Genomic DNA, 23666 nt, shown 5'->3' with positions numbered 1-23666 from the left:
CAGGTTCGGGTGGATGACGTTCAAATCAGTGTCACGCCGGCATCGCGCATCCGGCCCAGCATCCTCTCCACGGAGCCGTTGAGATCGATGCCGCGGCAGGCGTCGAGCCGCACGGACGTCTCAAAACCGAGCTTGACTGCGTCGAGCGCCGAAAAGGCGACGCAGAAATCCGTCGCCAGGCCGACCAGGGTCAGCGTCTCGATGTTCCGATCCCGGAGATAGCCGGCAAGGCCGGTCGGCGTCGTCCGGTCGTTCTCGAAGAATGCGGAATAGCTGTCGATCGCAGGACGGAACCCCTTGCGGATCACCAGCTCGGCCTTGCTCCAGGCGAGGCCCGAATGGAAATCCGATCCCAGGCTGCCCTGGATGCAGTGATCCGGCCACAGCGTCTGGTGGCCATAAGGCACGTCGATCGTTTCGAACGGGTGCTTGCCGGGGTGGCTGGAGGCAAAGCTCGAATGGCCGGCAGGGTGCCAGTCCTGCGTCAGCAGGACGTGCTCGGTCCGCCGGATCAGGTCATTGACCAACGGCACGATTTCGTCGCCACCGGCCACTTCAAGGGCGCCACCCGGGCAGAAATCGTTCTGCAGGTCGATAACGACAAGCGCTTCGTCGGCCATGGAGCCTCCTTATTTTCTTGGTCTTGAGCTTAGGCTCCAATGAAAACGCGACCGGACGCAGAAACTTGACCAGATGGCCGGCTGCGTCAACCTCTCATGGCATAACAAATGCGTTCCGGGTGCACCGGTGCCAACAGCCGTGCAAACTCTGGCTTTGACAATTCCTGCCGGCTTGATATCATTTGCATACGAATGAATTTCCTGCCTTGAATGCTCGGGAAAATCTTTCGGCAGGATCCCCTCTCGGGAAGCCCATTCTGGGAAGGCAAAGCGTGATCCGTTACGCAAAACCCACCACGGTCGACGACGCCCTCGCTTTGCTGGGCGAAGGGCAATGGCGCATCCTCGCCGGCGGCACCGACTTCTATCCGGCACAGGGCAGCAAGCCTTTCCGCGACAATGTCCTCGATATCAATGGCCTGGTGGCATTGCGCGGCATTGCCGAAGCCGAAAACCATTGGCTCGTCGGCGCGCGCACCACCTGGACCGATCTCGTCCGCCATCCTCTGCCGGCGGCTTTCGACGCGCTGAAGCAGGCGGCGCGGGAAGTCGGCTCGGTGCAGATCCAGAACGTTGCCTCGATTGCCGGCAATCTCTGCAACGCCTCGCCGGCCGCCGACGGCGTGCCGCCGCTGCTGGTGCTCGATGCCGAAGTCGAACTGCGTTCCGCTGTGGCGACCCGGCATCTGCCCCTTGCAGAATTCATCCTCGGCAACCGTCGCACCGCACTGCAGCCCGGCGAAATGGTCATGGCAATCCGCATTCCCAAACCCGCGACCGCCGGCAGCTCCGCCTTCGTGAAACTCGGCGCGCGGCGTTATCTCGTCATCTCCATCGCCATGGCCGCCGCACGCCTGGCCGTCGAAGATGGTAGGGTCAGGAACGCGGCCGTCGCCGTCGGTTCCTGCTCGGTTGTCGCCAGGCGCCTGGCGGGTGTCGAGGCGGCGCTACGCGGCCGGCCCGTCGGCCACGCGCTGGCCACTGCGATCCAATCCGCACCGATGGACGAGCTGTCGCCGATCGGCGACGTGCGCGGCAGCGCCGAATATCGGCTGGACGCTGCGCGCGAGATCGTCGCCCGCGCCGTGCTTGGTGCGATGGGCGCTGTTCCCGACGAAAGGGCGGCGGCCTGATGGACATGGAGCGCGCCGACATCGCCTTCGAAGTCAACGGCGCCGCCGTCAGCGTTTGCGTGCCGCCGGTGCGGCGGCTGTCCGCGGTGTTGCGCGACGAACTGCGGCTGACCGGCACCAAGATCGGCTGCGATGCCGGCGATTGCGGCGCCTGCACGGTGCTGGTCGACGGCGAGCCGGTCTGCGCCTGCCTGATGCCCGCGGCTTCCGCCTCCGGCACCGTGGTGACGACCGTCGAAGGCCTCGCCAATGGCCGGTTGTCGGCGCTGCAGGCTTCGTTCCTCAGCCATGGCGCAGCGCAATGCGGCGCCTGCACGCCCGGCCTGCTGGTCGCGGCAACGGCACTCCTGGACAGGACGCCTTGCCCGAGCGAGGCCGAAACGCAGGATGCACTGGGCGGCGTGCTCTGCCGCTGTACCGGCTACCGCAAGATCGTCGCCGCGGTGATGGATGCTTGGCGCCACGCCGACGGTCTCGATCAGCGCATGCCATCCTCTGGCCATGCCGTCGGCTCCTCCCCGATCCGCCTCGATGGCCTTCCGAAAGTCACTGGCGGCGAAAAATTCGGCGGTGATTCATTCCCGGCCGACGCATTGTCGGTGTTGGTGGTCCGCTCGCCGCATTATCATGCCGCTTTCACTTTTGGCGATCTCGGCAGCTGGGTGAAATCCCGTCCTGGCATTGCCGGCGTCTTCACCGCCGCCGACATTCCGGGAAAGAATTGTTTCGGCGTCATCGCGCCCTTCGCCGACCAGCCGGCGCTGGCCGAAGGGGTTTCGCGCTTTCGCGGTGAGGCGGTGGCGCTGGTCGCCGGCGAACGCGAGGCTATCCTCGATCTCGACCTAGCCGATTTCCCTGTCAGTTGGACCGAGTTGCCGCATTTTCTGGAAACTGGCGAAGCGCAGGCCGGCGGTGCGCAACTAGTCCATGAAAACCGGCCCTCGAACCTGCTCACCTCCGGCTTCGTGGAGCGTGGCGACCCCGAAGCCGCGCTCGCCGGTGCGGCTTTCGCCGTTTCCGGCGCCATCCACACTTCCTATGTCGAGCACGCCTATATCGAACCGGAAGCCGGCTATGCCTTCATGGACGGCGACACGCTGGTCGTCGTCGCCTGCACGCAGGCGCCCTATATGGACCGTGACGACACGGCAAAAGTGCTCGGCCTTGCCCCGGAACAGGTGCGCATCGTGCCGACCGCCACCGGCGGCGGCTTCGGCTCCAAGCTCGACGTCTCGCTGCAACCGCTCATCGGCCTCGTCGCCATGAAAACCGGCCGGCCGGCGGCGCTCGCCTACAGCCGCACCGAATCGATGATCTCGACCACCAAGCGCCATCCCGCTCAGATGAGAGCGAGCATCGGCGCCGATGCCGACGGCCGCATCACCGGCATGGTCTTCGCCGGCGATTTCAACACCGGCGCCTATGCCAGTTGGGGGCCGACGGTCGCCAACCGCGTGCCGGTGCACGCCTCCGGCCCCTATGCGACGCCGAACTATCGGGCCGAAGGCCGCGCCATCCACACCAATGGCCCGATTGCCGGCGCCTTTCGCGGTTTCGGCGTGCCGCAGGCGACGATCATGCAGGAGACCCTCTATGACGACCTGGCCGACAAGCTCGGCATGGATCGGCTCGACTTTCGCCTGAAGAACTGCCTTCGGAACGGATCCGAAACAGTCACCGGCCAGCGGCTCGAGTCGGGCGTCGGCATCGCCGACTGCCTCGAGGCCCTGCGCTCACATTGGCGGCGTGCCCTAACTGACGCCGACGCGTTCAACGCCCGTAGCAGCGGCGAAAAAAAACGCGGCGTCGGCGTCGCCTCTTGCTGGTACGGTTGCGGCAACACCTCGCTGCCCAATCCGTCGACTATCAAGGTCGGCATCTCGGCATCGGGCGAAGTCGTCCTGCATCAGGGGGCGGTCGATATCGGGCAAGGTTCGAACACTGTCATCGCGCAGATCTGCGCCGACGCGTTGGGTCTTCCGCTTGAAAAGCTGCGGCTGAAAGGCGCCGACACGGCGATCACCCCCGACGCCGGCAAGACGTCGGCCTCGCGCCAGACCTTCGTCACCGGCAAGGCCGCCGAAAAGGCCGGCCGCGCCTTGCGCGATGAGATCTTGCGTTTCGCCAATGTCTCGGAAAAGGCGGCGATTGCGCTGGACGGCACAAGTCTGAGCATCGGGGAAGGCGAAGCGACGCGCCGCATCGATCTTTCCTCGCTGAAGGCAGACGCCGAAGGCTTTGTCTTCCGTGCCGAGGAAAGCTATGACCCGCCGACGCTGCCGCTCGATGCCAAGGGCCAAGGCAAGCCTTATGCCGTCTATGGCTATGGCGCCCAGATCGCCGAACTGGAGGTCGACCTCAGGCTCGGCACCGTGAAGCTTATAAAAATCACCGCCGCGCACGATATCGGCAAGGCCATCAACCCTTTACTGGCAGAGGGCCAGATCGAGGGTGGCATCGCCCAGGGCATCGGCATGGCGCTGATGGAAGAATATATCCCCGGCCGCACCGAAAACCTGCACGACTATCTGATCCCGACGATCGGCGACGTGCCACCGATCGAGACCATCCTGATAGAAGTTCCGGATCCGGAAGGACCCTTCGGCGCCAAGGGTTTGGGCGAGCATGTGCTGATCCCGACGGCGCCGGCGATCCTCAACGCCATCCGCCACGCCACCGGTGTGCTGGTCACCAAAATTCCGGCGACGCCGACCCGCATTCGCGCCGCCATCCTCGACAAGGAGGCGCGCCGATGAGCGAGCTTGCCGAACGCTTCGAGACACACGATCCCGGCGAGAAGCTGGTGGCCGAGAAGATCCGCTGCGATGCCTGTCCGGTCATGTGCTACATCGCCGAAAGCCGCACCGGCGCCTGCGACCGCTACGGCAATGTTGGCGGCAGGATCGTGCGGATGGATCCACTGACCATCCTCGACCACGCGGCCGAGACCGGCGCCGCAATCGTACCCTTTGCCGAAGAAGGCGAGACATGGGACGGCGAACTGGTCAACACCGGCCGCCGCTTCGTCACCGCCATCGGCGCCGGCACCACCTATCCCGATTACAAGCCGGCGCCCTTCATCGTCAGCCAGGAGGTCGAGGGCGTCGATCTGGTCACCGTCGTCACCGAGGGCATCTTCTCCTATTGCGGCGTCAAGGTGAAGATCGACACCGACCGTCATATCGGCCCCGAAACGGCGACGGTCCGTGCCCAAGGCGAGGCGATCGGCCATGTCACGACCGGCGAATACGGCTCGCAGATGCTGTCGCTGGGCGGCGTACATCATTTGACCGGCGGCTCGAAGGCTGAAGGGCGCGCCACCTGCGACGCCATGCTCGCCCTGTGCAACCGCAAACCGGTTGAACTCGTCATCGACGGCGGCGCCACCGTCATCGTCGAAGCCGGCAAGCCGCCGGTCATCGACGGCAAGCTCGAGCAGCGCATGCGCGTCGGCTGCGGTTCGGCTACCATAGGCATGTTCGCGACCCAATGGCGCGGCCTTGTCGACGAGGTGGTGGTGGTCGATGACCACATCACCGGCGTCGTCTCCGAGCATCAGGCCGGCAAGGTGCTTGGCTGGCAGGATACCGGCATCAAGATCATCGGCCGCCGTTCGACGCCGGGCCGTTATTTCAAGGTGTCGGAGCCCGGCCTCGGCTGGGGCGGCACCAGCATTTCCGACCCGCTGTCGATCCTTGGTGAATGGAACGCCAAAAAGGGTGCGCGCCCCGGCATGTCGCTGCTGATGGTCTCGACCACCGGCGAGCAATTCGCCTATTACGAGCTCGACGACGAACTGAAGCCGGTCCAGAAACCGTTCCCGGAGCGGCTGCGGAAGTCGGTCGAACTGATCGAGGACAATTGCGAGCCGGCGCTCTGCACCGTGCTTTTCGTCGGCGGCGCCGGCGGCTCGCTGCGCGCCGGCGTCACCGAGAACCCGGTCAATCTGACCCGCTCGGTGCAGGGCTTGACGACCTATGTGACGGTCGGCGGCGCGCCGGTCTATGTCTGGCCGGGCGGCGGCATCACGCTGATGGTCGACGTCACCCGCGTGCCGGAAGGCGCCTTCGGCTATGTGCCGACCCCGGCGCTGGTGGCGCCGATCGAGTTCACCATGCGCCGCGACGATTATGTCAGGCTTGGCGGCTACGAAGGCGAAATCCGCAGCGTCGACGATATCCTGGCCAAGGGCGGCGAATATCTCAATCCGCGCCGCGGCACGGCCGCACCCCGTGACAATCCCTGGCCGCCGCTGGCGCAGTTGCGTCGCGCGGCCGCAAACGGGGCCGGGCGATGAACGGCCCGCAGGCGCATTGGCTCGAGGACGGCCGGAGGCTTCACCTCAATCATGGGCCGATCGACCTGATCGTCGAGGCATTCGGCGAGGCGAGTGAATGCAGCGCCGCATATCGTCAGGCAGTGGCGCGCTTCCAGACAATCCTGCCCGAACTGGTCGAAGAGTTGCCCGAACTGCGGCGCCCGGCCGCCTCGCGGCCACGTGCTTTCGCTGGCCCGACGGCGCGCCGCATGGAAGCGGCGGTCGTTCCGCTAGCGAAACAATTCATCACACCGATGGCGGCCGTCGCCGGCTCGGTAGCCGACGAAGTGCTTGGCGCGCTGCTTGCCGGCCGCCGGCTCGAGCGCGCCTATGTCAACAATGGCGGCGACAGCGCGATCTATCTCGGCCACGGGCAGTCGATGACGCTTGCCATTGCCGGGACAGGTCATGGGTTGGTAGATCGTCTCACGATCCGCCCCGAAGACGGGATCCGCGGTGTCGCGACAAGCGGCTGGCGCGGCCGCTCCTTTTCGCTGGGCATCGCCGACGCGGTCACGGTGCTGGCGCGAACGGGTGCTGAAGCCGATGCCGCCGCGACCTTGATCGCCAACGCCGTCGACCTGCCCGGTCATCCGGCCGTTAGGCGCGTACGGGCGCGCGATCTCGCACCTGACAGCGATCTCGGCGACCGTTTGGTGACGCAGGGCGTGGGGCTGCTTTCCGCCGCTGAAATCGCTATTGCGCTGGAAGGCGGATTTGCCGTTGCCGAGGAGTTTCGGCGGCGCGGCCTGATTGCCGCCGCGGCGCTTTTCCTCGGCGGTCAGGCGCGCATCGCAGGTCCGATGGCGCTCGCCAATAAAGTTTTAGAGAGGGAAATTGCTCATGCCTGAGTTTCCGATCCGCAAGATCGCCGTGCTGACCGAAGAGATTTTTCACGAAGGCGGGCCGGTGGCGAAGGTGCCGCGGCGCCGTGCCGCGGCAATGGCTGTGGTCAAGAACCCGTTCGCCGGCCGTTACGTCGAGGAACTGCAGAGCGCCATGGAGGATTTGAAGCCGCTCGGGCTGCTGCTCTCCGACAGGCTTATTGCCGCATTGGGCGGCGACGTCAAACAGATCGACGGTTACGGCAAGGGCGCCATCGTCGGCATGGCGGGCGAGCTGGAGCATGGCGCGCTGTGGCATGTGCCGGGCGGCTATGCCATGCGCGAACGGCTCGGCGACGCCAAGGCGATCGTGCCCTCGGCGAAGAAGGTCGGCGGCTTCGGCGCGCGGCTCGATGTGCCGCTCGGCCACATCAACGCCGCCTATGTGCGCAGCCATTTCGATGCCATGGAAATCGGCATTAGCGATGGCCCCCGTCCCGACGAGATCCTGTTTTGCCTCGCCATGACCTGCGGCCCGCGCGTGCACGACCGCATGGGTGGGCTGGCGGCCAAGGACATTAAGGCATGGGATGGGCTGCGGTGAGCGCCGAGGACAATCTGCTCGAGCTGGTCGAGGCCGAGGAGCCTGACGAAAACGACTATCGCTTGCAGGAGCAGGTCGGCTTCATCCTGCGCAAGGCGCATCAGCGCCATGTCTCGATCTTCGCCGCACACATCGCCGATCTGACGCCGCCGCAATTTGCAGCTTTGGCCAAATTGCGCGACGTCGGCGAGACCTCGCAGAACCAGCTTGGCAGCCTGATCGCCATGGATGCGGCCACCGTGAAGGGCGTCATCGACCGGCTGAAAGCGCGTGGCTTTGTCGAACTTAGCAAACACGAAATCGACAAACGGCGCCTGCTGGTCAATCTGACCGCCGAGGGGCGCGACGCGATCGAGCGGCTGATTCCGCTTGCCCGTGAGATTACGCAGGAAACGCTGGCGCCGCTTTCCGCCAAGGAAGCGGCCATTTTCATGAAGCTGCTGGCCAAGCTGGCTTAATCTGCTGCCTGCCGGCGTTTGGTTGTTGTTCCTGCCGGGCGCTGAACGCCCGGCAGGAAAGCCTCGTCTCAGAGGCCGTTGTCCTTCAGGATCTGGGCGGCATTTTCCTTGGTGATCTTCTGCGTCGGCAGGGTGATGGTCTTTTCCACCTTCTCCCCGTTCAGGAACTTGATCGCCTGCCGCAGCCCTTCGGCGCCCGGCGTCACATAAGTGAACGTCGCCGTCAGCTCGCCATTGGCGACCAGCTGCACGCCTTCATTGGGCAGGCCGTCGATGCCGATGAACTTGATGTCCTTCTCACGTCCGACGTCCTTGGCGGCAAGATAGGCGCCATAGGCCATCGGATCATTGTGGCCGTAGACAAGATCGATTTTCTCGTTGTTGCGCAACGCCGTCGCCATGATGTTGTAGGCCTGGTCCTGCTTCCAGTCGCCCGACTGCTGGTCGAGCAGGTATTTTATGCCTGGCTCCTTATCGGTGAATTCATGGAAGCCGTCATGGCGGTCGTGTGCCGGCTGGGTGCCCATGCCGCCCCAGATCTCGACGACGTTGCCGGCGGCCTTGCCCTTGCCGCCAAGCAGCTCGACGGCATATTCACCGGCAGCCCGGCCGATCAGCTTGTTGTCGCCGCCGACGAACTGCGTGTAGTCGTTGGTTTCGACGTTGCGGTCGAGCACGAAGACCGGGATCTTGGCATCGATCGCCTGCTGCACGACACCGGTCAGGCCGGCGGATTCTTTCGGTGATACCAAGAGCGCATCGACCTCCTGACGGATAAGGTTTTCGACATCGGCGACCTGCTTCTCGGTCTTGTCCTCGCCGTCGGTGATGATCAGCTCGAGTTCCGGATGCTTGGCCGCTTCGGCCAGGATGTCCTTGTTGAACTGGGCGCGCCAGGGTTCGATGGTCGTCACCTGCGAGAAGCCGATCTTCCACTTCTTGTCCTGCGCATGGGCGCCGCCGGCAAGCATGGCGGTCGTGGTCAGGAGTGCCGCTGTCAGCCCGGCGAGCTTCAACAATTCACGTCGTTTCATTTCTTGTTTCCTCCAATATTCAGAGACGCGGTCTCTTGCGACGGCCGCTTTGCCGCGGCCGTTTCCTTGTGCGCTTGCCCGCCGGGCAGTCGCAGATAGAAGAGAAGATCACCGGCACTGCGCTCCTGTACGAGCACGGTACCGATGATGATCATCCCCTTCAGCACCAGCTGAAGGTTCGAATTGATGTTGTGCAGTTGCAGGATGTTGGAGAGCAGCCCGAAGATCAGCACGCCGCAGAACGTCCCGGTGAGGCTGCCGCGTCCGCCCATCAGGCTGGTGCCGCCGATGACCACGGCGGCAATGGCGTCGAGCTCCAGCCCGGCGCCGGCGTCCGGCTTGCCTTGCCGGTACTGCGCGACATAGAGCACCGCCGCGATGCCGGCCAGCAGCCCTGACACGGCATAGGTGGCGATCTTCACGCGGCCTGCGGCGATGCCCGACAGCCGCGCCGCCTCCTCATTGCCGCCGATCGCATAGACATAGCGGCCGAACGGGGTGAAGCGCAGCACGGCGCCGTAGATCAGGATGGCGCCGAGGAAGAACAGGCCCGGCATCGGGATCACGCCGAATACCAGAGAGCGCAGCATTTCGAAATCGGCGGTGGCATTCGAGCCGGTGTAGACCGGCAGCACCGCATTGTTCTGGCCGGCTGTCAGCCGGGCGATGCCGAGCGCAGTGACCATCATCGCCAGCGTCACGATGAAGGGCTGCAGCCGCCCGGCGACGATGATGAAGCCGTTGAGCGCGCCGAACAGCAGGCCGACGCAAGGCGCCACCAGCAGCACGCCGAGCACGCCGAATTTTGAGCCCACCTGCGGCAGCAGGAACCACAGCACCAGACTGCACAGGATCACCCCGACAATGCCGGGCGTCACCAGCCCGCGAACGCTGTCCAACCTGATGTCGTGCGTGGCCTGCGCGCCGGCGCGGGATTTTTCGATGTTCAGCAGGATGAAACGAGTGACGAGAATGCCGAGGCAAAGGGCTGCCAGGGCAACTGTCGGCACCCCCAGCACCACCGCCGGCGTCACGCCGGGGACCGTCAGCAGCATGGCACAGACGACCGTGCAGATAGCCATCAGCGAGCCGACGGAAAGGTCGATACCGCCGGTGATGATCACCGCAGTCATGCCGGTGGCAATCAGCCCGGTGGTCGACACCTGGCGCAGCACATCGAGCAGGTTGCCGTAGGACAGGAAGATGTTGTTGCCCTTGGAGCTGATCGGCGAGCCGAGCACGCCGATCAGGAAGATGGCGATCAGGCCCCAATAGAGCTTCGTCCGGGACAGGATATGCAAAATGCTCATGCGGCAGGCCTCGTCATCGTCCGTCGCGGCGCCGCAAGCCGCATGATGGCCTCCTCGCTGGCTTGCGCGCGGGACAGGATTCCCGTCTGGCGGCCGTCGGCCATGACCAGGATACGGTCGGAAAGATGCAGCAGCTCCGGCAATTCCGAGCTGATGACGGCGATTGCCAGCCCGTCTCGCGCCAGCTTGAAGATGAGATCGTAGATTTCCCGCTTGGCACCGACATCGATGCCGCGCGTCGGCTCGTCGAGCAGCAGCACCCGCGGCCTCGTCGCCAGCCATTTACCGATGACGACCTTCTGCTGGTTGCCGCCGGACAGCGTGCCGGCCGGCTGCTCGACGGTCTCGCAGCGAATTCCGAGCGCCTTGACGGCGTCCCGTGCCAGCCCTTGCTCGCCGGCCAGCGAGCGCAGGCCGAACCGCGCCAGCGCGCCGACCAGCGGCAGTGCGACATTGTCGGTGATCGAGGCCTCGAGGTGCAGGCCTTGCGTCTTGCGGTCTTCGGTGACCAGGGCGATGCCGAGCCGGCGTGCGTCGCGCGGCGAACGGATTTCTACTGCCTCGCCATCGAGCCAGATCTCACCGCCGGCACGGCCGCCGCTGGACCCGAAGATGGTTTCCAGGATTTCGGTACGGCCCGAGCCCAGCAATCCGCCGATACCGAGAATTTCTCCGGCGGCAAGATCGAAGCTGACGCCGTCGAGCACGGTGCGCCAGCCATGGCGATTGGGCTTCGACAGCGACAGCTCGCTTACGGAAAGGACGGTGTTGCCACCGGGAATGCGGTGTTCCTGGGAGGAAGCAAGCAGGTTTCGCCCGACCATCGCCGAAATTATGGCGTCTTCGTCGAGCTTGTCCATCGCCTGCGTCAGGACGTGGCGTCCATCGCGAAACACGGTGACGCGGCTGGCCAGATGCATAACCTCGTCGATGCGGTGCGAAATGTAGACGATCGCCACGCCGCTGTCGGCGAGCTGGCGGATGATGCGGAACAGCCGCTGGCATTCGGCCGGCGAAAGCGCCGAGGTCGGCTCGTCCATGATCAGAATGCGCGCCGACATCGACAGCGCCTTGGCGATCTCGACCAGCTGCTGTTCGCCGACGCGCAAGGCACCGACGCGCGCATCCGGGTCGAGCTGGATGCCGAGCCTTTGCAAGAGCGTTCCGGCGGCGCGGCTGCTCGCCTTGCGGTCGACGATCAGTCCGGCGATCAGCTTCTCGCGGCCGAGAAAAATGTTGTCGGCGACGCTGAGTTCGGGGACGAGGTTCAGCTCCTGGTGGATGATGGCGATGCCGGCGCGCTCGGCTTCGCGGACGCCGGTAAAGCGCACCGGGTGGCCATCGATACTGACCGTTCCGTTATAATCCGTGTAGACGCCGGACAGGATCTTCATCAGCGTCGACTTGCCGGCGCCGTTCTCGCCCATCAGCGCATGGACCTCGCCGCGCCGCAGTTCGAAGCCGACATCGACAAGCGCGGCGATACCGCCGAAGGACTTGGAGATGTGCTCGGCGCTCAGTACGACAGCCGAGCCGTCCGCCATAACGCCTTGCGCAGGGATGGAATTGCCGTGCTGCATGACAAGGACGGCCTCCCTCCGTCGTCACCGAACACCTCAAACGCTAATCTAAACGTTTCGATCATGTCAAGGCAATATCTGGAGCCTGAGATTGTTCCATTTCAATTCTTGCGCAAAATCATAAGATTCCGTACGTATTGCTACCGTGGAGTGGTGAAACGTTTCGAAAATGACAGCGTCAGGACGAAAAAAGCAGCGCAAATTCACTGCTCCGACTATGCTTCATGTGGCCGAGGCCGCGCGTGTTTCCGTGGCCACCGTATCGGCGCTGATCAACGGCACCGCGACCGTCAGCCCCGAGCTCAGCCAGCGCATCGAACAGGCGATCCGCGACATCGGCTACAAGCGCAACGCCATTGCCCGCAGCCTGAAGATGGGCACCACACGCACCATCGGGCTCACCGTCCCACACATCACCAATCCGTTCTTTACCGACGTCGTTTCGGTCATCCAGCAGGCTTTCGACAGGGCCGGCTACGCCGTCATGCTGTGCTGCACCGACGAGCACCTGAACACGCAGGACGACCAGATCAGGCTGCTGCTCGACCGCATGGTCGACGGACTGATCGTCGCGCGTGTCGGTGACGGCGCGATCCTCAAACGGATTGTCGACGACGCCAATGTGCCGGTCGTGCTGCTCGACCGTGTTTGCCAGGGTGTCGACACCGATGCCGTCGTTCTCGACAATCAGCGCGCGGTGTTCGACGCCATCACTTACCTGATCGATCTCGGCCATCGGCGCATCGGCTACATCTCCGGCTCGTTCGATATCTCGCCGATGCATGACCGCATGGCGGGATACCGCGAGGCCCTCCAGGCCGCCGGCCTGCCGGCCGAGACCGAACTCGTCCGCTTCGGCAACTTCCACGAAGTCGATGGCTACAACGCAACCATGCAGCTGCTTTCGCTGCACGACCGGCCGAGCGCCATCTTTTCGGCCAACAACCCGATGGTGATCGGCACCATGAAGGCCATTCGCGATATCGGCCTGTCCTGTCCGGAGGATATTTCGGTCGCCTGCTTCGACGATTTTCCGTGGTCGGATGTGTTCCGGCCGCAATTGACCACGGTCGCCCAGCCGGTGCAGGCGATTGGCGAACAGGCGGCCAATCTGCTGCTCGACCGGCTCGCCGGAAACAGGGATGCGCCGCCGCGCAAACTGACGCTCAAGGGACGCTTGATGATCCGCAATTCATGCCGTCCGCCAGGTGCGATCGCGCAGAGCGTCAGCGCGTAGCGCTTGGGCTCTGTTCAGAAACTTTGCAATGCCGGACGGACAGCGCTCCCTCTGTCCTGCCGACCCCGGGCCTTCGCAGCCACTACGGGCGTTCGTCTTTCGAAAACCGAGCAATTGAAGGACGCGGCGCCGATCGAGCCAAGTGGCCAACAATCAGCCAGCCGACAGTCAGGAAAATCTTGGCAATCGAAGCATGTCGGTTTAGGAATATGACGAGATGCGGCTGATCGCCCACACGGGCGCCGGCTTGAGTCATGCGCGTGAGATCGATCCTAATCGGGCTGGTACTTGCTGGGATGGCCGCATTCTTCGGCTGCACCACCGGCGGCGCATTAAAGACTTTCCCCTCGGCCTATGGCGGCCTCACCGACGCCGGTTTTCGCGTTCCGCCGGTTCCGATCTACAAGGTTGACCAAAAGTTCCGTCGGCAGACAGTGCCTTATGCGACTGAAGAGGCGCCGGGCACCATCATTGTCGATACAGGAGCGAAGTTCCTCTACTACGTGTTAGGAGACGGTCAGGCACTGCGCTACGGCATCGGCGTCGGCAAGGCGGGCTTCGAGTGGCATGGCACTGCTCACGTTGCGAGGAAGCGCGAATGGCCGGATTGGAGCGCGCCGTCCGCCATGATTGTACGCGAGCAGAAGCGAGGCCGCATCATACCGGCCCATATGGAGGGCGGACTCGTGAACCCGCTCGGTGCGCGGGCGCTTTATCTTTTCAACGAGAAGGGTGACACTGGATATCGCCTGCACGGTAGCCCCGAATGGTGGTCCATCGGCAAAGCCGTGTCTGCGGGCTGCATTCGCCTCATGAACCAGGACATCATCGATCTCTATGACCGCGCCACAATCGGCACCAAGGTGATCGTCATTTAGTGGACGCCGCGTTTCCCGCTAACGGACGAGCATGACGGATCGAAAACCTCCGCGTAAAACGCGCGAAATGTTCGCTATGTCTTCGCACACCTGTTCGCGATGTTCCCTGCCTAAGGCCGGCCTTGCCCGCAACAGTGGCAAGTGGCGAACCAACTCTCAGGCAGCTTCCGACAGCGATTTGTGAGCGTCGGCCAGGATCTCGAACGAGCGCACCCGCGCCGCATGGTCGAAAATCTGCGCTGTGACCATCAGCTCGTCGGCCCCTGTGCGGCGCACAAACGCCTCGATGCCTTGCCTGACCGTTTCCGGGGAGCCGACGACGGCGCAGGAAAGCGCTTGGCCGAGCATGGTCTTGGCCATTGGATCGAGGTCGCGCTCATATCCTTCGACCGGCGGCGGCAATCGGCCGGGCCGGCCGGTGCGCAGATTGACGAAGGCCTGCTGCAGCGAGGTGAACAACAGCCGCGCCTCGGCATCGGAAGGAGCGGCGAAGACGTTGAGGCCGAGCATCACATAAGGCTTGTCGAGCTGCTCCGAAGGCTGGAAACGCGAGCGGTAGATCTCCAGAGCATGGTCAAGCTCGGCCGGCGCAAAATGCGAAGCGAAGGCGTAGGGCAGGCCGAGCATGGCGGCAAGCTGCGCGCCGTAGAGGCTGGAACCGAGAATCCAGATCGGCACCTTTTCGCCTTCGCCGGGCACCGCGCGGATGCGTTGGCCGTCTTCGGCCGGCTGCAAGTAACCCATCAGCTCGACGACGTCCTGCGGGAAATTGTCGGCGCCAGCGTCGAGGTTACGGCGCAGCGCCCGTGCCGTGGCCATGTCGGTGCCGGGCGCCCGCCCGAGGCCGAGATCGATGCGACCAGGATGCAGAGCGTTGAGCGTACCGAACTGCTCGGCGATGACCAGCGGCGAATGATTGGGCAGCATGATGCCGCCGGCGCCGACGCGTATCGTATTGGTGCCGCCGGCCACATGGGCAATGACCACCGAGGTGGCGGCGCTGGCGATGCCCGGCATATTGTGGTGCTCTGCCAGCCAATAGCGCCGGTAGCCCAGCCGCTCGGCATGACGGGCGAGATCGAGCGAATTGGCGAGTGACTGTGAAGCGTTGCTGCCTTCGACGATCGGCGACAGGTCGAGAACGGAAAGAACGGTCATCGGCGCGGGTTTCCTGTGGGCCGAAGGGATGTAGGAAGCCGTTGCCGAGGCGGCAAATTCAAAATGTTGATGGAGCGCTGGGGGAAACGGACGTGCGACCGATGCAAGGTCGTGATCTGCCCCATCGGGGGGACGCTTTTGACCCTTTAAGCCGCTACTTTTTCACCTCGGGAATCTCTTCGTCCTCGATCGCTGCCGTGTGTTGCGCCGCCAGGAAATTGCCGACATGGCTGAGACCGTCGAAATGATCGCAGAACACCTTGATGACGACCAGCAGAGGCACCGCCAGCAGCGCGCCGACAAAACCCCACAGCCATGACCAGAAGGCGATGGCGATGAGGATCGCCACTGCGTTGATTTCGAGACGGCGGCCGACCACCGTCGGCGTCACGAACTGGCCTTCGACGACATCGCACATAAGGACGAAGGCCGGCGCCAGCAGCGCATAGGAAATCGTGTCGAAGCTTATCAGCGCGATGATCGTAACCAGCGTGATGGTGGTCAGCGCCCCGATATAGGGCAGGAAATTGAGCAGAGCCGCTGCCGCGCCCCAGACCTGCGCGTTGGGCACGCCGAGCGCCCACAGGCCGAGCCCGATGACCACGCCGAGACATGTATTGATGACCGTGACAGTAAGCAGATAATGCGAGATTTCACGTTCTACGTCGTAGACGACGCGCAGCGCCCGCTTCTTTTCGCTGAGACTGGGGAAGGACTGGACGATCTTTTCATAGAACATCGTGCCCGAGGCGAGCAGGAACAGCGACAGGACGAAGACGATGGTAACGCTGGCGCCGGCCGACAGCACATTGCCGGCGGCCTGCGAGAGAATACCGGATGGCGCCGTCGCCACCCTCTGAACGCCTGGCTCCTGGGATGTCTGTGTCAGGCCCTCGATCTGGCGCGAAATCTCCACGATCCGTTCGAACGGACGGCGCAGTTGTGCCAAACGTTCGGTAAGCTGCTGGCCGATCGTCGAGGTGTTGTTGATGAGGTCGATGACCGGGCCGCTGAGCAGATATCCCGCGACGGCGACGAGGCAGAACGAAAGCAGCACCAACAGTGTCGCTGAAATGACATCGGGCATGCCATGCTTGCGCAGGAAGCGAACGATCGGCGTCAGCGTCAGCGCCAGCAGGAAAGCCAGAATGACCGGCATGAAGAAGGCGCGGGCGAAGTAAAGCGCGTAGATCGCCATGAGAATGAAGATGCCGACGAGCAGCGAACGCATCAGATGCGCATCCGCCCGCGCCTCGACGCGCGGATCCGGGCTTTCGGCAGCGCTTGCGCCCGAAGCGTCGGGTTCGGCTTTCATTCTGACCCTCGGCGGCACACCGCGATTGGTGCAGACCGTTGGCGAAAACGCCTCTGTCGCTTCAAGGTTCCGTTAGCCGGCGTCACCGGCAAGGCCGCCTCGCGGCCTTGCCAATAAATCAGGTGACTGGGAATCAGGCAACCGGCGCCGCCACGGCGGGAACGGCCTTCGCAGTTTCCCGGCGCACGATCGGCGCCACTTTGGTGCCGTAGAGTTCGATGGCCTTCATCACCTTGGCGTGCGGCATGGTGCCGATCGCCATTTGCAGCAGGAAGCGGTCGTTGCCGAATATCCTGTGCTGGGCAATGATCTTCTCGGCCACCTGTTCTGGATTGCCGACGAACAGCGCGCCGTTTGGGCCGCGCGATTGGTCGAAATGCGCCCGCGATGTCGGCCCCCAGCCGCGCTCGCGGCCGATGCGGTTCATCACCTCGGCCTGCGGCCCGTAAAAATCGTCGGCTGCCTGGTCCGTGGTGTCGGCAATGAAGCCGTGCACGTTGAGACTGGTGGCAAGGCTTGCCGGATCGTTGCCGGCGCGCCTGGCTGCATCCCTGTAGATGTCGAACAGCGGTGCGAACCGCGCCGGCTCGCCACCGATGATCGCCAGTGCCAGCGGCAACCCGAGCACGCCCGCGCGGGCGACGGATTGCGGTGTTCCACCGACGGCGATCCAGATCGGCAATTTGTCCTGCAAGGGCCGCGGATAGACGCCGCGGTCGTTGATCGGCGCGCGCAGACTGCCCGACCAGGTCACCTTGACATGATCGCGGATGGCGAGCAGCAGGTCGAGCTTCTCGGCGAAGAGCTCGTCATAATCTTCGAGATTGTAGCCGAACAGCGGAAAGGACTCGATGAACGAGCCGCGCCCGGCCATGATCTCGGCACGGCCGCCGGACAGAAGATCGAGGGTGGCAAACTGCTGGAAGACGCGCACCGGATCGTCGGACGACAGCACGGTGACAGCGCTGGTCAGCCTTATGCGCTTGGTCCGTTCGGCCGCCGCCGCCAGCGCCACCACCGGAGCCGAGGCAGCATAGTCGGGACGGTGGTGCTCGCCGAGACCAAAGACGTCCAGCCCGACCTGGTCGGCGAGCTCGATCTCCTCGATCAGGTTGCGCATCCGCTCATGCGCACCGATCGCACCGGGACCTGGTTCCGGGCTGACGTCGGCGAAGGTGTAGAGACCGAGTTCCATAGTGTGTCATCTCAGCGTTTTGTCTTGGCGCTACACGTAGCGATCAGTCCGCCGCCCCGCCAGATGCCTGGATGGTGAACAGTGCGGGTGCCTTTCAGCCGAATTCAATCGAAATGGCGTCTCCCGGCTGCAACAGATCAGAATTTCATGGCTGGCATACCGTTTTGGCGCTTGAACTCTCGGTTTTCGCGCGTATGTAAGCCTCGCAAATTGACTTCAGGGAAGTGGACTTGGCTATCTATAGGGAAAAAGACGTTTTCGAGCGGCGCAATGCCGCAAACGAGGCAAAGAAGGCGCTTCTGGAGCGCTTCAAGGCAAAGCCGGCGCCAGATGATCCAGCGGTGCTGGCACGACAGGCCGAGCGCAAGGCGATCCTCGAGGCCCGCGCGATACGCGAGGCCGAAAAGGCCAGGCTGAAGCAGGAAAAGCTGGCGCGCGAAGCGGCCGAAAAGGCCGAGCGCGAGGCAGCTGCCGAAGCGGCACGCATCGCCGCGGAAGAAGCCGCACAGGCCGAAGCGAAGATCCGGGAAGCTGAAGAGAACGAGCGGATCGCCCGTTTTCTTGCCGACGAGGCCGAACGCAAGGCCAAGCGTGACGCACGCTATGCCGCGCGCAAGCAGCGCACCGGCAGGACGCCGCCCGGCTTCTCCGCGCGATAGCGCCTTTCGGCACTGATCAGCCGAATTCAAGAATCAGGGCCGCCTTGCAGGGGCCCTGAACGCGTTCGTCTGTCAGAATCGGCTAAGCCGCGAGCTTCAGTCCCATGATGCCGCAGACGATTAGCGCGATGCAGGCCAGCCTGATCGCGGTCGCTGGTTCCCCGAGCAGCCAGATCCCCAGCAGCGCCGTGCCGACGGTGCCGATGCCGGTCCACACCGCGTAAGCGGTGCCGACCGGCAACGCCTTCAGCGCCAGGCCGAGCAAGGTTAGGCTGACGATCATCGAGGCTACCGTCAGGACGGTCGGCAGCGGCTTCGAGAATCCGTCGGTGTATTTGAGGCCGATCGCCCAGCCGATCTCGAACAGTCCGGCGAACAACAGGAAGATCCACGACATCGGAACGCTCCGTTTCGATGGCTTCCGGCCGATTTCTTGAAAAGCGCAAAAATTGCCTTCGCCGCATCCATAGGGGATGCGCGTGAGCTTAGTGAACAATCATACCGGCCGCGTTTGCGGCCGGTCGAGATAAGCCGAAACGGTAGCTGCGGCCCTACTTGTCCTTCAGCTTCATCGCCTTCACCGGCGGTGCCTTCAGGGCCGGCGCCGGAGCCGGTTTCTTCGCGTCCTTCTTCGGCTTGCGGGCCTCCTTGCCTGCCTTCATCGCACCCTTAGCCATGATTCGTTCCTCCAGTTGATGTCTGGCGAAGTGAAACAAGAGAAAACGCTCGACTGCAAGAGGCCGCTGCCGTGCAGTCGCCCTGGCCGATGGCTGTCAACTGGTTTCTAATTCCCTCGTAAACCGCAGCGGTCCGTGCCATGGTCTTCTTCGCACTGCAGCATCAGCCCTTGCGTTTCGCCGGCTGATGATCAGGCAGGCCGGTCAGGACGACAATGCGGATCCACATCGGTTGCCAGATGAGCTTCGACTTCCCGCAGGAAACACCGCTGATCGCGATGCTAAACGTCCATTATTCGCGCGCATCCGATCTTGAGCGGCCGGACTTCCTGACGTCGAACCCGCCGGTGCCGATCGAAAGCTACCGCGACAGTTTCGGCAATTGGTGCAACCGTTTCGTTGCGCCGGCCGGGCGCTTTGCGTTCGGCACGGACGCGGTGATCCGCGACCCCGGCTCCTTCGAGACGCGCGAGCTGACGGCGTGGCAGCACGAGGTGCGCGATCTGCCGTCGGAGACGCTGCTGTTCCTGCTGCCCAGCCGTTATTGCGAGAGCGACGTGCTGTCGAATGAAGCGTGGCGGCTGTTCGGCAACACCCCGCTCGGCATTCCGCGCGTCCAGGCGGTCTGCGACTTCGTCCATAACCACATCGTCTTCAACTATTTCAATGCACGGCCGACGCGCACCGCCGCCGAGGCCTATCGCGAGCAGAGTGGTGTATGCCGCGACTTTGCTCACCTCGCTGTTGCCTTCTGCCGCGCCCTGAACATTCCGACCCGCTACTGCACCGGCTATATCAGTGATATCGGCCTGCCAAAGCCGTGGTCGGACATGGATTTCGCCGCTTGGATGGAGGTCTATCTCGGCGGCCGCTGGCATGCGTTCGACCCGCGCAATAACGCGCCGCGCATCGGCCGCATCCTGATTGCCTCCGGACGCGATGCCGCCGATGTGCCGCTGACCCACATTTTTGGGCCGGGCGCGCTGGCTGGCTTCAAGGTCTGGACGGACGAGGTCGTCGAATAGCCCCGCGCCGCCCTTTTGAACAACTGACCTTGTGAACAACTGGGCACTTCGGGCGTTGTGGGGACTGTGGAGCGTGGGCGGGCGCTCCGCCAATCTCGGTGCATCAACCAAGGCAGCACACCATGGCGGCGCATGGCGGGTCGAAAAAAGTGATCTATGCGGCGCTCGCCGGAAATCTTGCGATCGCACTGACCAAATTTGCCGCTGCCTTGTTCACGGGCAGCTCGGCAATGCTCTCGGAAGGCGTCCACTCGCTCGTCGATACCGGCAATGGCAGCCTGCTGCTTTACGGCATGCACCGTGCCGCCCGGCCGGCCGACCGCACGCATCCGCTCGGCCATGGCCGCGAGCTGTACTTCTGGAGCTTCATCGTTGCGCTCCTCGTCTTTGCACTGGGTGCCGGCATATCGTTCTACGAAGGCGTGACGCACATCATGGCGCCGGAGCCGATTGCCAACGCCAAGGTGAACTACGCTGTCCTTGGCCTTTCCTTCCTCTTCGAAGGCACCTCTTGGCTGGTGGCGCTGAAGGAGTTCCGCCACCAAAAAGGCAGCCACGGCTGGCTCGAGGCGGTGCAGCTCAGCAAGGATCCGAGTGTCTACACCGTACTCTTCGAGGACAGCGCGGCACTTCTCGGCCTCGTTGTCGCCTTCGCCGGCATATTGGCGGCGGAATTGCTGGACATGCCGAAGCTCGACGGCGCCGCGTCGATCGGCATCGCGCTCATCCTGGGCGGGACCGCGATCTTCCTGGCGCGCGAAAGCAAGAGCCTGCTGCTCGGCGAGCCGGCCTCGCCCGAGGTGCAAACAGAGGTGCTGGCCATCGTCCAGCAGGACCCGGCGGTGCAACGGGCAAATGGCGTGCTGACGCTGCATATGGGTCCGCAGGAGATCGTCGCCGCTTTGAGCATCGAGTTCGAGGATCATTTGTCGGCGCCGGAGATAGAGACCTGTGTCGAGCGCCTCGAGACGCGGCTGAAGGCGGAGATGCCGGAGGTGACGCGGCTCTTCGTCAAGCCGCAGACCACCGGCACCTGGGAACGCCGGAGCAAGACCTTGGCGGCGTCCGGAGGGGAACCGGCCTGAGGAAAATGGCTGCGCCATCGGGCAGTCCCGGTTATGATCGCGGGCAAAAGCTCCAGGAGGAACGAAGATGAAAATCGACGGCGCGTGTCATTGTGGCGCTATCACTTACGAGGCCGAAGTCGATCCGGAAAAGACCACCATTTGTCACTGCATCGATTGTCAGAAGCTAACCGGAACGGCCTTTCGCGTCACCGTGCCGGCGTCCGAGGACAATTACAGGATCACCAAGGGCACGCCGAAGATCTACATCAAGACCGGTTCGAGCGGCGCCAAGCGCGCCCAGGCATTTTGCGGTGAGTGCGGCTCGCATCTCTACGCCACGTCGGCGGGCGAGGGACCGAAGGTTTACGGTATCAGGGTCGGCACGGCACGGCAGCGCGAGCAACTGGTGCCGAGAAAGCAGATCTGGCACCGCTCGGCGCTGCATTGGCTGCCGGAATTCGAAGGCACAACCATCATCGAGGAGCAGTAGCGCCAGACCCGGGCGAAGCCTCCGGTTCCGGCGTAGCTCTCAATCGTCGCCTTCGACGACCCTTAGCCTCAACTGCCCGGTTTTCGAATCGGCGACGCGCGGGCTGATTTCCGCTTTTGCTCCGCTGCCATTCGAACCAGCGGTGTCCTCCGCCGGCTGCACGCCAAACTCCAGCGCCTCGATCTTTTGTCCGCGCCTGGTCACCTTCGATGTCGAGACAAGGATGTCCTCGATATCCTTGGCCGATTGACCGAAATGCGTCTGCAATTTGCGCACCCGCTCGTCGAGCCGGGAGACGTCTTCCATCAGCCGGATAACCTCGCCCTGGATCAGGTGTGCCTGCTCGCGCATGCGGGCATCCTTGAGGATCGCCTGGATGACCTGGATCGACAGCATCAAAAGCGATGGCGAGACGATGACGATCCGCGATCGATGCGCCTTCTGGACAACGGCCTCGAAATTCTCGTGGATTTCGGCGAACACCGATTCTGAGGGCACGAACATGAAGGCGGTGTCCTGCGTCTCGCCCTGGATCAGGTATTTTTCGGAAATATCCCGGACATGCACCTCGATGTCGCGGCGGAAAGCCTGTGCGGCGGACTTCTGCAGGTCGGCGCCTTCGGCGGCACGGATGGCATTCCACGCCTCGAGCGGAAACTTTGCGTCGATGGCAAGCGACGGTGCGCCGTTCGGCATCTTCACCAGGCAGTCGGGCCGGCTGCCATTCGACAAGGTCGCCTGGAATTCATAGGCGCCGTGCGGCAATCCGTCGGCGACGATGGCTTCCATGCGCGACTGGCCGAAGGCGCCGCGCGTCTGCTTGTTGGAAAGGATCGCCTGCAATTGCACGACCTGGCCGGCCAGCGACTGGATGTTGCCTTGCGCGATATCGATGACCGCCAGCCGTTCCTGCAGCTTGGCGAGGCTCTCATGCGTCGATCTCGTCTGCTCGGTCATGGTCTGGCCCAGGCGGCCGGTCATGGCATCGAGACGCTGGCCGATCGACTGTGTCAGTTCCGCCTGGCGCGCCCCGAACACTTCGGCGATGGCGCCCATGCGGCCCTGCATTTCCGCCTGGCTTGCCAAGATACCAGCCATCCGCCCCTCGGCGTCGCGGGCGTGGTCGGCGGCTTCGGCGGCCGCCACTGCACGCGCCTTGGCCGATCGCCAGAGCGCAACGACGAGCGCCACGAACAGGCCGAGGAACAGCATTGCGCCGAAACCCAGGGCTTGGCCGAGCGTGATCGTGGTGGCGCCGAGGCGGGCGACAGGTTCGGACAGGATGGTGGCCAGATCGTTCATGTCGACAGCATAGATGATTCGGTCTGCCGGCACAGATCAAAACGTGAACGACCCGAAGGCGCCCCGGTTGACGCTTTTCCTGCGAGGTCTTAGGTGAGACGCCATGTCGATCAAGCCGCTTATCATCCTCCCCGATCCCGTCCTGCGCCAGGTTTCAAAACCGGTCGAGCGTGTCGACGGCGATCTGCGCAAACTGGCCGGCGACATGCTGGACACCATGTATGACGCGCCCGGCATCGGCCTCGCAGCGATCCAGGTCGGCGAACCCTTGCGCATGCTGGTGATCGACCTGGCCAAAGAGGACGAGACGCCGGCACCGCACGTCTTCATCAATCCCGAAATCCTCGAAAGCTCCGACCAGCGTTCGGTCTACGAGGAAGGCTGCCTGTCGATCCCGGATTACTATGCCGAGGTCGAGCGTCCGGCGGCGGTGCGGGTGAAGTTTCTCGACCGCGACGGCAAGCTGCAGGAGATCGAGGCCGAGGGGCTGATGGCGACCTGCCTGCAGCATGAAATCGACCACCTCAACGGCGTGCTGTTCATCGATCACATCTCCAAGCTGAAGCGCGACATGGTGGTCAAGAAATTCAAGAAGCTCGCCAGGGACAAGGCGCCGGGCAAGATGGTGGGGTAGGCGTCGACGAAATGCCCCTGCGTGTCATCTTCATGGGTACGCCTGAATTCTCCGTGCCGACGCTGCGGGCGATTGCCGGGGCCGGGCACGGGTTGACGGCCGTCTACACGCAGCCGCCGCGCGCCGGCGGCCGGCGCGGGCTCGAACT

Annotated in this window: 23 protein-coding genes and 1 pseudogene; 14 read left to right on the top strand and 10 right to left on the bottom strand. The window is 63.8% G+C overall.

The features are described 5' to 3' along the window. Window positions 1-20: 20 nt before the first annotated feature. On the bottom strand, window positions 21-620 hold the full coding sequence (pncA, locus tag X773_RS55240) for a bifunctional nicotinamidase/pyrazinamidase (protein ID WP_023676971.1): 600 nt from the start codon (window positions 618-620) through the stop codon (window positions 21-23). 272 nt (window positions 621-892) lie between these two features. On the opposite strand from pncA, the gene X773_RS55235 reads away from it, so the two are divergent. The 6 genes from X773_RS55235 to X773_RS55210 are packed head-to-tail and all read left to right on the top strand — an operon-like array spanning window position 893 to window position 7957. Continuing rightward, the gene (locus X773_RS55235; protein ID WP_023676970.1) at window positions 893-1753 is read left to right on the top strand and encodes a xanthine dehydrogenase family protein subunit M; all 861 of its coding nucleotides are present in this window, start codon (window positions 893-895) and stop codon (window positions 1751-1753) included. Next, window positions 1753-4509 carry a molybdopterin-dependent oxidoreductase gene (locus tag X773_RS55230; RefSeq protein WP_031211829.1) on the top strand — a complete coding sequence of 919 codons (2757 nt, stop codon included), beginning with the start codon at window positions 1753-1755 and terminating at the stop codon, window positions 4507-4509. The genes X773_RS55235 and X773_RS55230 overlap by 1 nt, the downstream gene beginning before the upstream one ends. Further along, window positions 4506-6050: a hypothetical protein gene (locus X773_RS55225; RefSeq protein ID WP_023676968.1), complete on the top strand. Its 1545-nt coding sequence runs from the start codon at window positions 4506-4508 to the stop codon at window positions 6048-6050. Before X773_RS55230 ends, X773_RS55225 begins: the two co-directional genes overlap by 4 nt. Next, a complete protein-coding gene (locus X773_RS55220) occupies window positions 6047-6922 on the top strand; it encodes a thiamine biosynthesis protein ApbE (protein WP_023676967.1) in 876 nt (291 codons plus the stop codon). Before X773_RS55225 ends, X773_RS55220 begins: the two co-directional genes overlap by 4 nt. Beyond that, complete coding sequence (locus tag X773_RS55215; RefSeq protein WP_023676966.1) at window positions 6915-7499, top strand: amino acid synthesis family protein; 585 nt, start codon at window positions 6915-6917, stop codon at window positions 7497-7499. The genes X773_RS55220 and X773_RS55215 overlap by 8 nt, the downstream gene beginning before the upstream one ends. After that, complete coding sequence (locus X773_RS55210) at window positions 7496-7957, top strand: MarR family transcriptional regulator (protein ID WP_023676965.1); 462 nt, start codon at window positions 7496-7498, stop codon at window positions 7955-7957. Before X773_RS55215 ends, X773_RS55210 begins: the two co-directional genes overlap by 4 nt. Before the next feature lie 68 nt (window positions 7958-8025). Here X773_RS55210 and X773_RS55205 read toward each other — a convergent pair whose 3' ends face one another. From X773_RS55205 to X773_RS55195, 3 genes are read right to left on the bottom strand one after another with little or no spacing between them, the layout of a single operon-like run. Beyond that, window positions 8026-8991: a substrate-binding domain-containing protein gene (locus X773_RS55205; protein ID WP_023676964.1), complete on the bottom strand. Its 966-nt coding sequence runs from the start codon at window positions 8989-8991 to the stop codon at window positions 8026-8028. Further along, window positions 8988-10301, bottom strand: coding sequence for an ABC transporter permease (locus X773_RS55200; RefSeq protein WP_023676963.1), 1314 nt, complete (start codon window positions 10299-10301; stop codon window positions 8988-8990). The genes X773_RS55205 and X773_RS55200 overlap by 4 nt, the downstream gene beginning before the upstream one ends. Then, a complete protein-coding gene (locus tag X773_RS55195; protein WP_023676962.1) occupies window positions 10298-11881 on the bottom strand; it encodes a sugar ABC transporter ATP-binding protein in 1584 nt (527 codons plus the stop codon). The genes X773_RS55200 and X773_RS55195 overlap by 4 nt, the downstream gene beginning before the upstream one ends. 217 nt (window positions 11882-12098) lie before the next feature. Here X773_RS55195 and X773_RS55190 point away from each other — a divergent pair, with 217 nt between their 5' ends. Together X773_RS55190 and X773_RS55185 are read left to right on the top strand one after the other, a co-directional pair. After that, complete coding sequence (locus tag X773_RS55190; RefSeq protein ID WP_023676961.1) at window positions 12099-13118, top strand: LacI family DNA-binding transcriptional regulator; 1020 nt, start codon at window positions 12099-12101, stop codon at window positions 13116-13118. A gap of 254 nt (window positions 13119-13372) precedes the next feature. Continuing rightward, a complete protein-coding gene (locus tag X773_RS55185; protein ID WP_023676960.1) occupies window positions 13373-13996 on the top strand; it encodes a L,D-transpeptidase in 624 nt (207 codons plus the stop codon). A gap of 156 nt (window positions 13997-14152) precedes the next feature. Here X773_RS55185 and X773_RS55180 read toward each other — a convergent pair whose 3' ends face one another. The 3 genes from X773_RS55180 to X773_RS55170 form a co-directional block, all read right to left on the bottom strand. Beyond that, window positions 14153-15154, bottom strand: coding sequence for an LLM class flavin-dependent oxidoreductase (locus X773_RS55180; protein ID WP_023676959.1), 1002 nt, complete (start codon window positions 15152-15154; stop codon window positions 14153-14155). A 154-nt stretch (window positions 15155-15308) separates the two neighbouring features. Continuing rightward, window positions 15309-16469 carry an AI-2E family transporter gene (locus X773_RS55175; RefSeq protein WP_023676958.1) on the bottom strand — a complete coding sequence of 387 codons (1161 nt, stop codon included), beginning with the start codon at window positions 16467-16469 and terminating at the stop codon, window positions 15309-15311. 133 nt (window positions 16470-16602) lie between these two features. After that, the gene (locus X773_RS55170; protein ID WP_023676957.1) at window positions 16603-17664 is read right to left on the bottom strand and encodes an LLM class flavin-dependent oxidoreductase; all 1062 of its coding nucleotides are present in this window, start codon (window positions 17662-17664) and stop codon (window positions 16603-16605) included. A gap of 230 nt (window positions 17665-17894) precedes the next feature. Here X773_RS55170 and X773_RS55165 point away from each other — a divergent pair, with 230 nt between their 5' ends. Further along, window positions 17895-18323: a DUF6481 family protein gene (locus tag X773_RS55165; protein ID WP_023676956.1), complete on the top strand. Its 429-nt coding sequence runs from the start codon at window positions 17895-17897 to the stop codon at window positions 18321-18323. A gap of 82 nt (window positions 18324-18405) precedes the next feature. Here the strand turns inward: X773_RS55165 and sugE are convergent, their stop codons facing one another. After that, window positions 18406-18720 carry a quaternary ammonium compound efflux SMR transporter SugE gene (gene sugE, locus X773_RS55160; RefSeq protein WP_023676955.1) on the bottom strand — a complete coding sequence of 105 codons (315 nt, stop codon included), beginning with the start codon at window positions 18718-18720 and terminating at the stop codon, window positions 18406-18408. Window positions 18721-18874: 154 nt separating this feature from the next. Further along, window positions 18875-19000: a hypothetical protein gene (locus X773_RS79035; RefSeq protein WP_013528464.1), complete on the bottom strand. Its 126-nt coding sequence runs from the start codon at window positions 18998-19000 to the stop codon at window positions 18875-18877. Window positions 19001-19215: 215 nt separating this feature from the next. Between X773_RS79035 and X773_RS55155 the strand changes: the two genes are divergently transcribed. From X773_RS55155 to X773_RS55145, 3 genes are all read left to right on the top strand, one after another. Beyond that, complete coding sequence (locus X773_RS55155) at window positions 19216-20025, top strand: transglutaminase family protein (protein ID WP_023676954.1); 810 nt, start codon at window positions 19216-19218, stop codon at window positions 20023-20025. A gap of 122 nt (window positions 20026-20147) precedes the next feature. After that, a complete protein-coding gene (locus X773_RS55150; protein WP_023676953.1) occupies window positions 20148-21110 on the top strand; it encodes a cation diffusion facilitator family transporter in 963 nt (320 codons plus the stop codon). A 67-nt stretch (window positions 21111-21177) separates the two neighbouring features. Further along, the gene (locus X773_RS55145) at window positions 21178-21582 is read left to right on the top strand and encodes a GFA family protein (protein WP_023676952.1); all 405 of its coding nucleotides are present in this window, start codon (window positions 21178-21180) and stop codon (window positions 21580-21582) included. Window positions 21583-21621: 39 nt separating this feature from the next. Here X773_RS55145 and X773_RS55140 read toward each other — a convergent pair whose 3' ends face one another. Further along, on the bottom strand, window positions 21622-22884 hold the full coding sequence (locus tag X773_RS55140; RefSeq protein ID WP_023676951.1) for a DNA recombination protein RmuC: 1263 nt from the start codon (window positions 22882-22884) through the stop codon (window positions 21622-21624). Between the two features lie 103 nt (window positions 22885-22987). On the opposite strand from X773_RS55140, the gene def reads away from it, so the two are divergent. Next, complete coding sequence (gene def, locus X773_RS55135; RefSeq protein ID WP_023676950.1) at window positions 22988-23518, top strand: peptide deformylase; 531 nt, start codon at window positions 22988-22990, stop codon at window positions 23516-23518. Between the two features lie 11 nt (window positions 23519-23529). Beyond that, window positions 23530-23666 (top strand): annotated as a pseudogene (locus tag X773_RS76375) (methionyl-tRNA formyltransferase); the annotation flags it as partial.

The sequence above is a fragment of the Mesorhizobium sp. LSJC280B00 genome, from assembly GCF_000502835.1.
Lineage (GTDB): Bacteria > Pseudomonadota > Alphaproteobacteria > Rhizobiales > Rhizobiaceae > Mesorhizobium.
This window is presented reverse-complemented; position numbering and strand designations above follow the sequence as displayed.

Excerpts from the sequence above, each read along its gene's own strand:
- def (WP_023676950.1), top strand. The coding sequence starts at position 22,988 with ATGTCGATCAAGCCGCTTATCATCCTCCCCGATCCCGTCCTGCGCCAG.
- X773_RS55170 (WP_023676957.1), bottom strand. The coding sequence starts at position 17,664 with ATGGAACTCGGTCTCTACACCTTCGCCGACGTCAGCCCGGAACCAGGT.
- X773_RS55225 (WP_023676968.1), top strand. The coding sequence starts at position 4,506 with ATGAGCGAGCTTGCCGAACGCTTCGAGACACACGATCCCGGCGAGAAG.
- X773_RS55175 (WP_023676958.1), bottom strand. The coding sequence starts at position 16,469 with ATGAAAGCCGAACCCGACGCTTCGGGCGCAAGCGCTGCCGAAAGCCCG.
- X773_RS55205 (WP_023676964.1), bottom strand. The coding sequence starts at position 8,991 with ATGAAACGACGTGAATTGTTGAAGCTCGCCGGGCTGACAGCGGCACTC.
- X773_RS55200 (WP_023676963.1), bottom strand. The coding sequence starts at position 10,301 with ATGAGCATTTTGCATATCCTGTCCCGGACGAAGCTCTATTGGGGCCTG.
- pncA (WP_023676971.1), bottom strand. The coding sequence starts at position 620 with ATGGCCGACGAAGCGCTTGTCGTTATCGACCTGCAGAACGATTTCTGC.
- X773_RS55145 (WP_023676952.1), top strand. The coding sequence starts at position 21,178 with ATGAAAATCGACGGCGCGTGTCATTGTGGCGCTATCACTTACGAGGCC.
- X773_RS55155 (WP_023676954.1), top strand. The coding sequence starts at position 19,216 with ATGCGGATCCACATCGGTTGCCAGATGAGCTTCGACTTCCCGCAGGAA.
- X773_RS55220 (WP_023676967.1), top strand. The coding sequence starts at position 6,047 with ATGAACGGCCCGCAGGCGCATTGGCTCGAGGACGGCCGGAGGCTTCAC.
- X773_RS55180 (WP_023676959.1), bottom strand. The coding sequence starts at position 15,154 with ATGACCGTTCTTTCCGTTCTCGACCTGTCGCCGATCGTCGAAGGCAGC.
- X773_RS55190 (WP_023676961.1), top strand. The coding sequence starts at position 12,099 with ATGCTTCATGTGGCCGAGGCCGCGCGTGTTTCCGTGGCCACCGTATCG.
- X773_RS55215 (WP_023676966.1), top strand. The coding sequence starts at position 6,915 with ATGCCTGAGTTTCCGATCCGCAAGATCGCCGTGCTGACCGAAGAGATT.
- X773_RS55150 (WP_023676953.1), top strand. The coding sequence starts at position 20,148 with ATGGCGGCGCATGGCGGGTCGAAAAAAGTGATCTATGCGGCGCTCGCC.
- X773_RS55185 (WP_023676960.1), top strand. The coding sequence starts at position 13,373 with ATGCGCGTGAGATCGATCCTAATCGGGCTGGTACTTGCTGGGATGGCC.
- sugE (WP_023676955.1), bottom strand. The coding sequence starts at position 18,720 with ATGTCGTGGATCTTCCTGTTGTTCGCCGGACTGTTCGAGATCGGCTGG.
- X773_RS55195 (WP_023676962.1), bottom strand. The coding sequence starts at position 11,881 with ATGCAGCACGGCAATTCCATCCCTGCGCAAGGCGTTATGGCGGACGGC.
- X773_RS55230 (WP_031211829.1), top strand. The coding sequence starts at position 1,753 with ATGGACATGGAGCGCGCCGACATCGCCTTCGAAGTCAACGGCGCCGCC.
- X773_RS79035 (WP_013528464.1), bottom strand. The coding sequence starts at position 19,000 with ATGGCTAAGGGTGCGATGAAGGCAGGCAAGGAGGCCCGCAAGCCGAAG.
- X773_RS55140 (WP_023676951.1), bottom strand. The coding sequence starts at position 22,884 with ATGAACGATCTGGCCACCATCCTGTCCGAACCTGTCGCCCGCCTCGGC.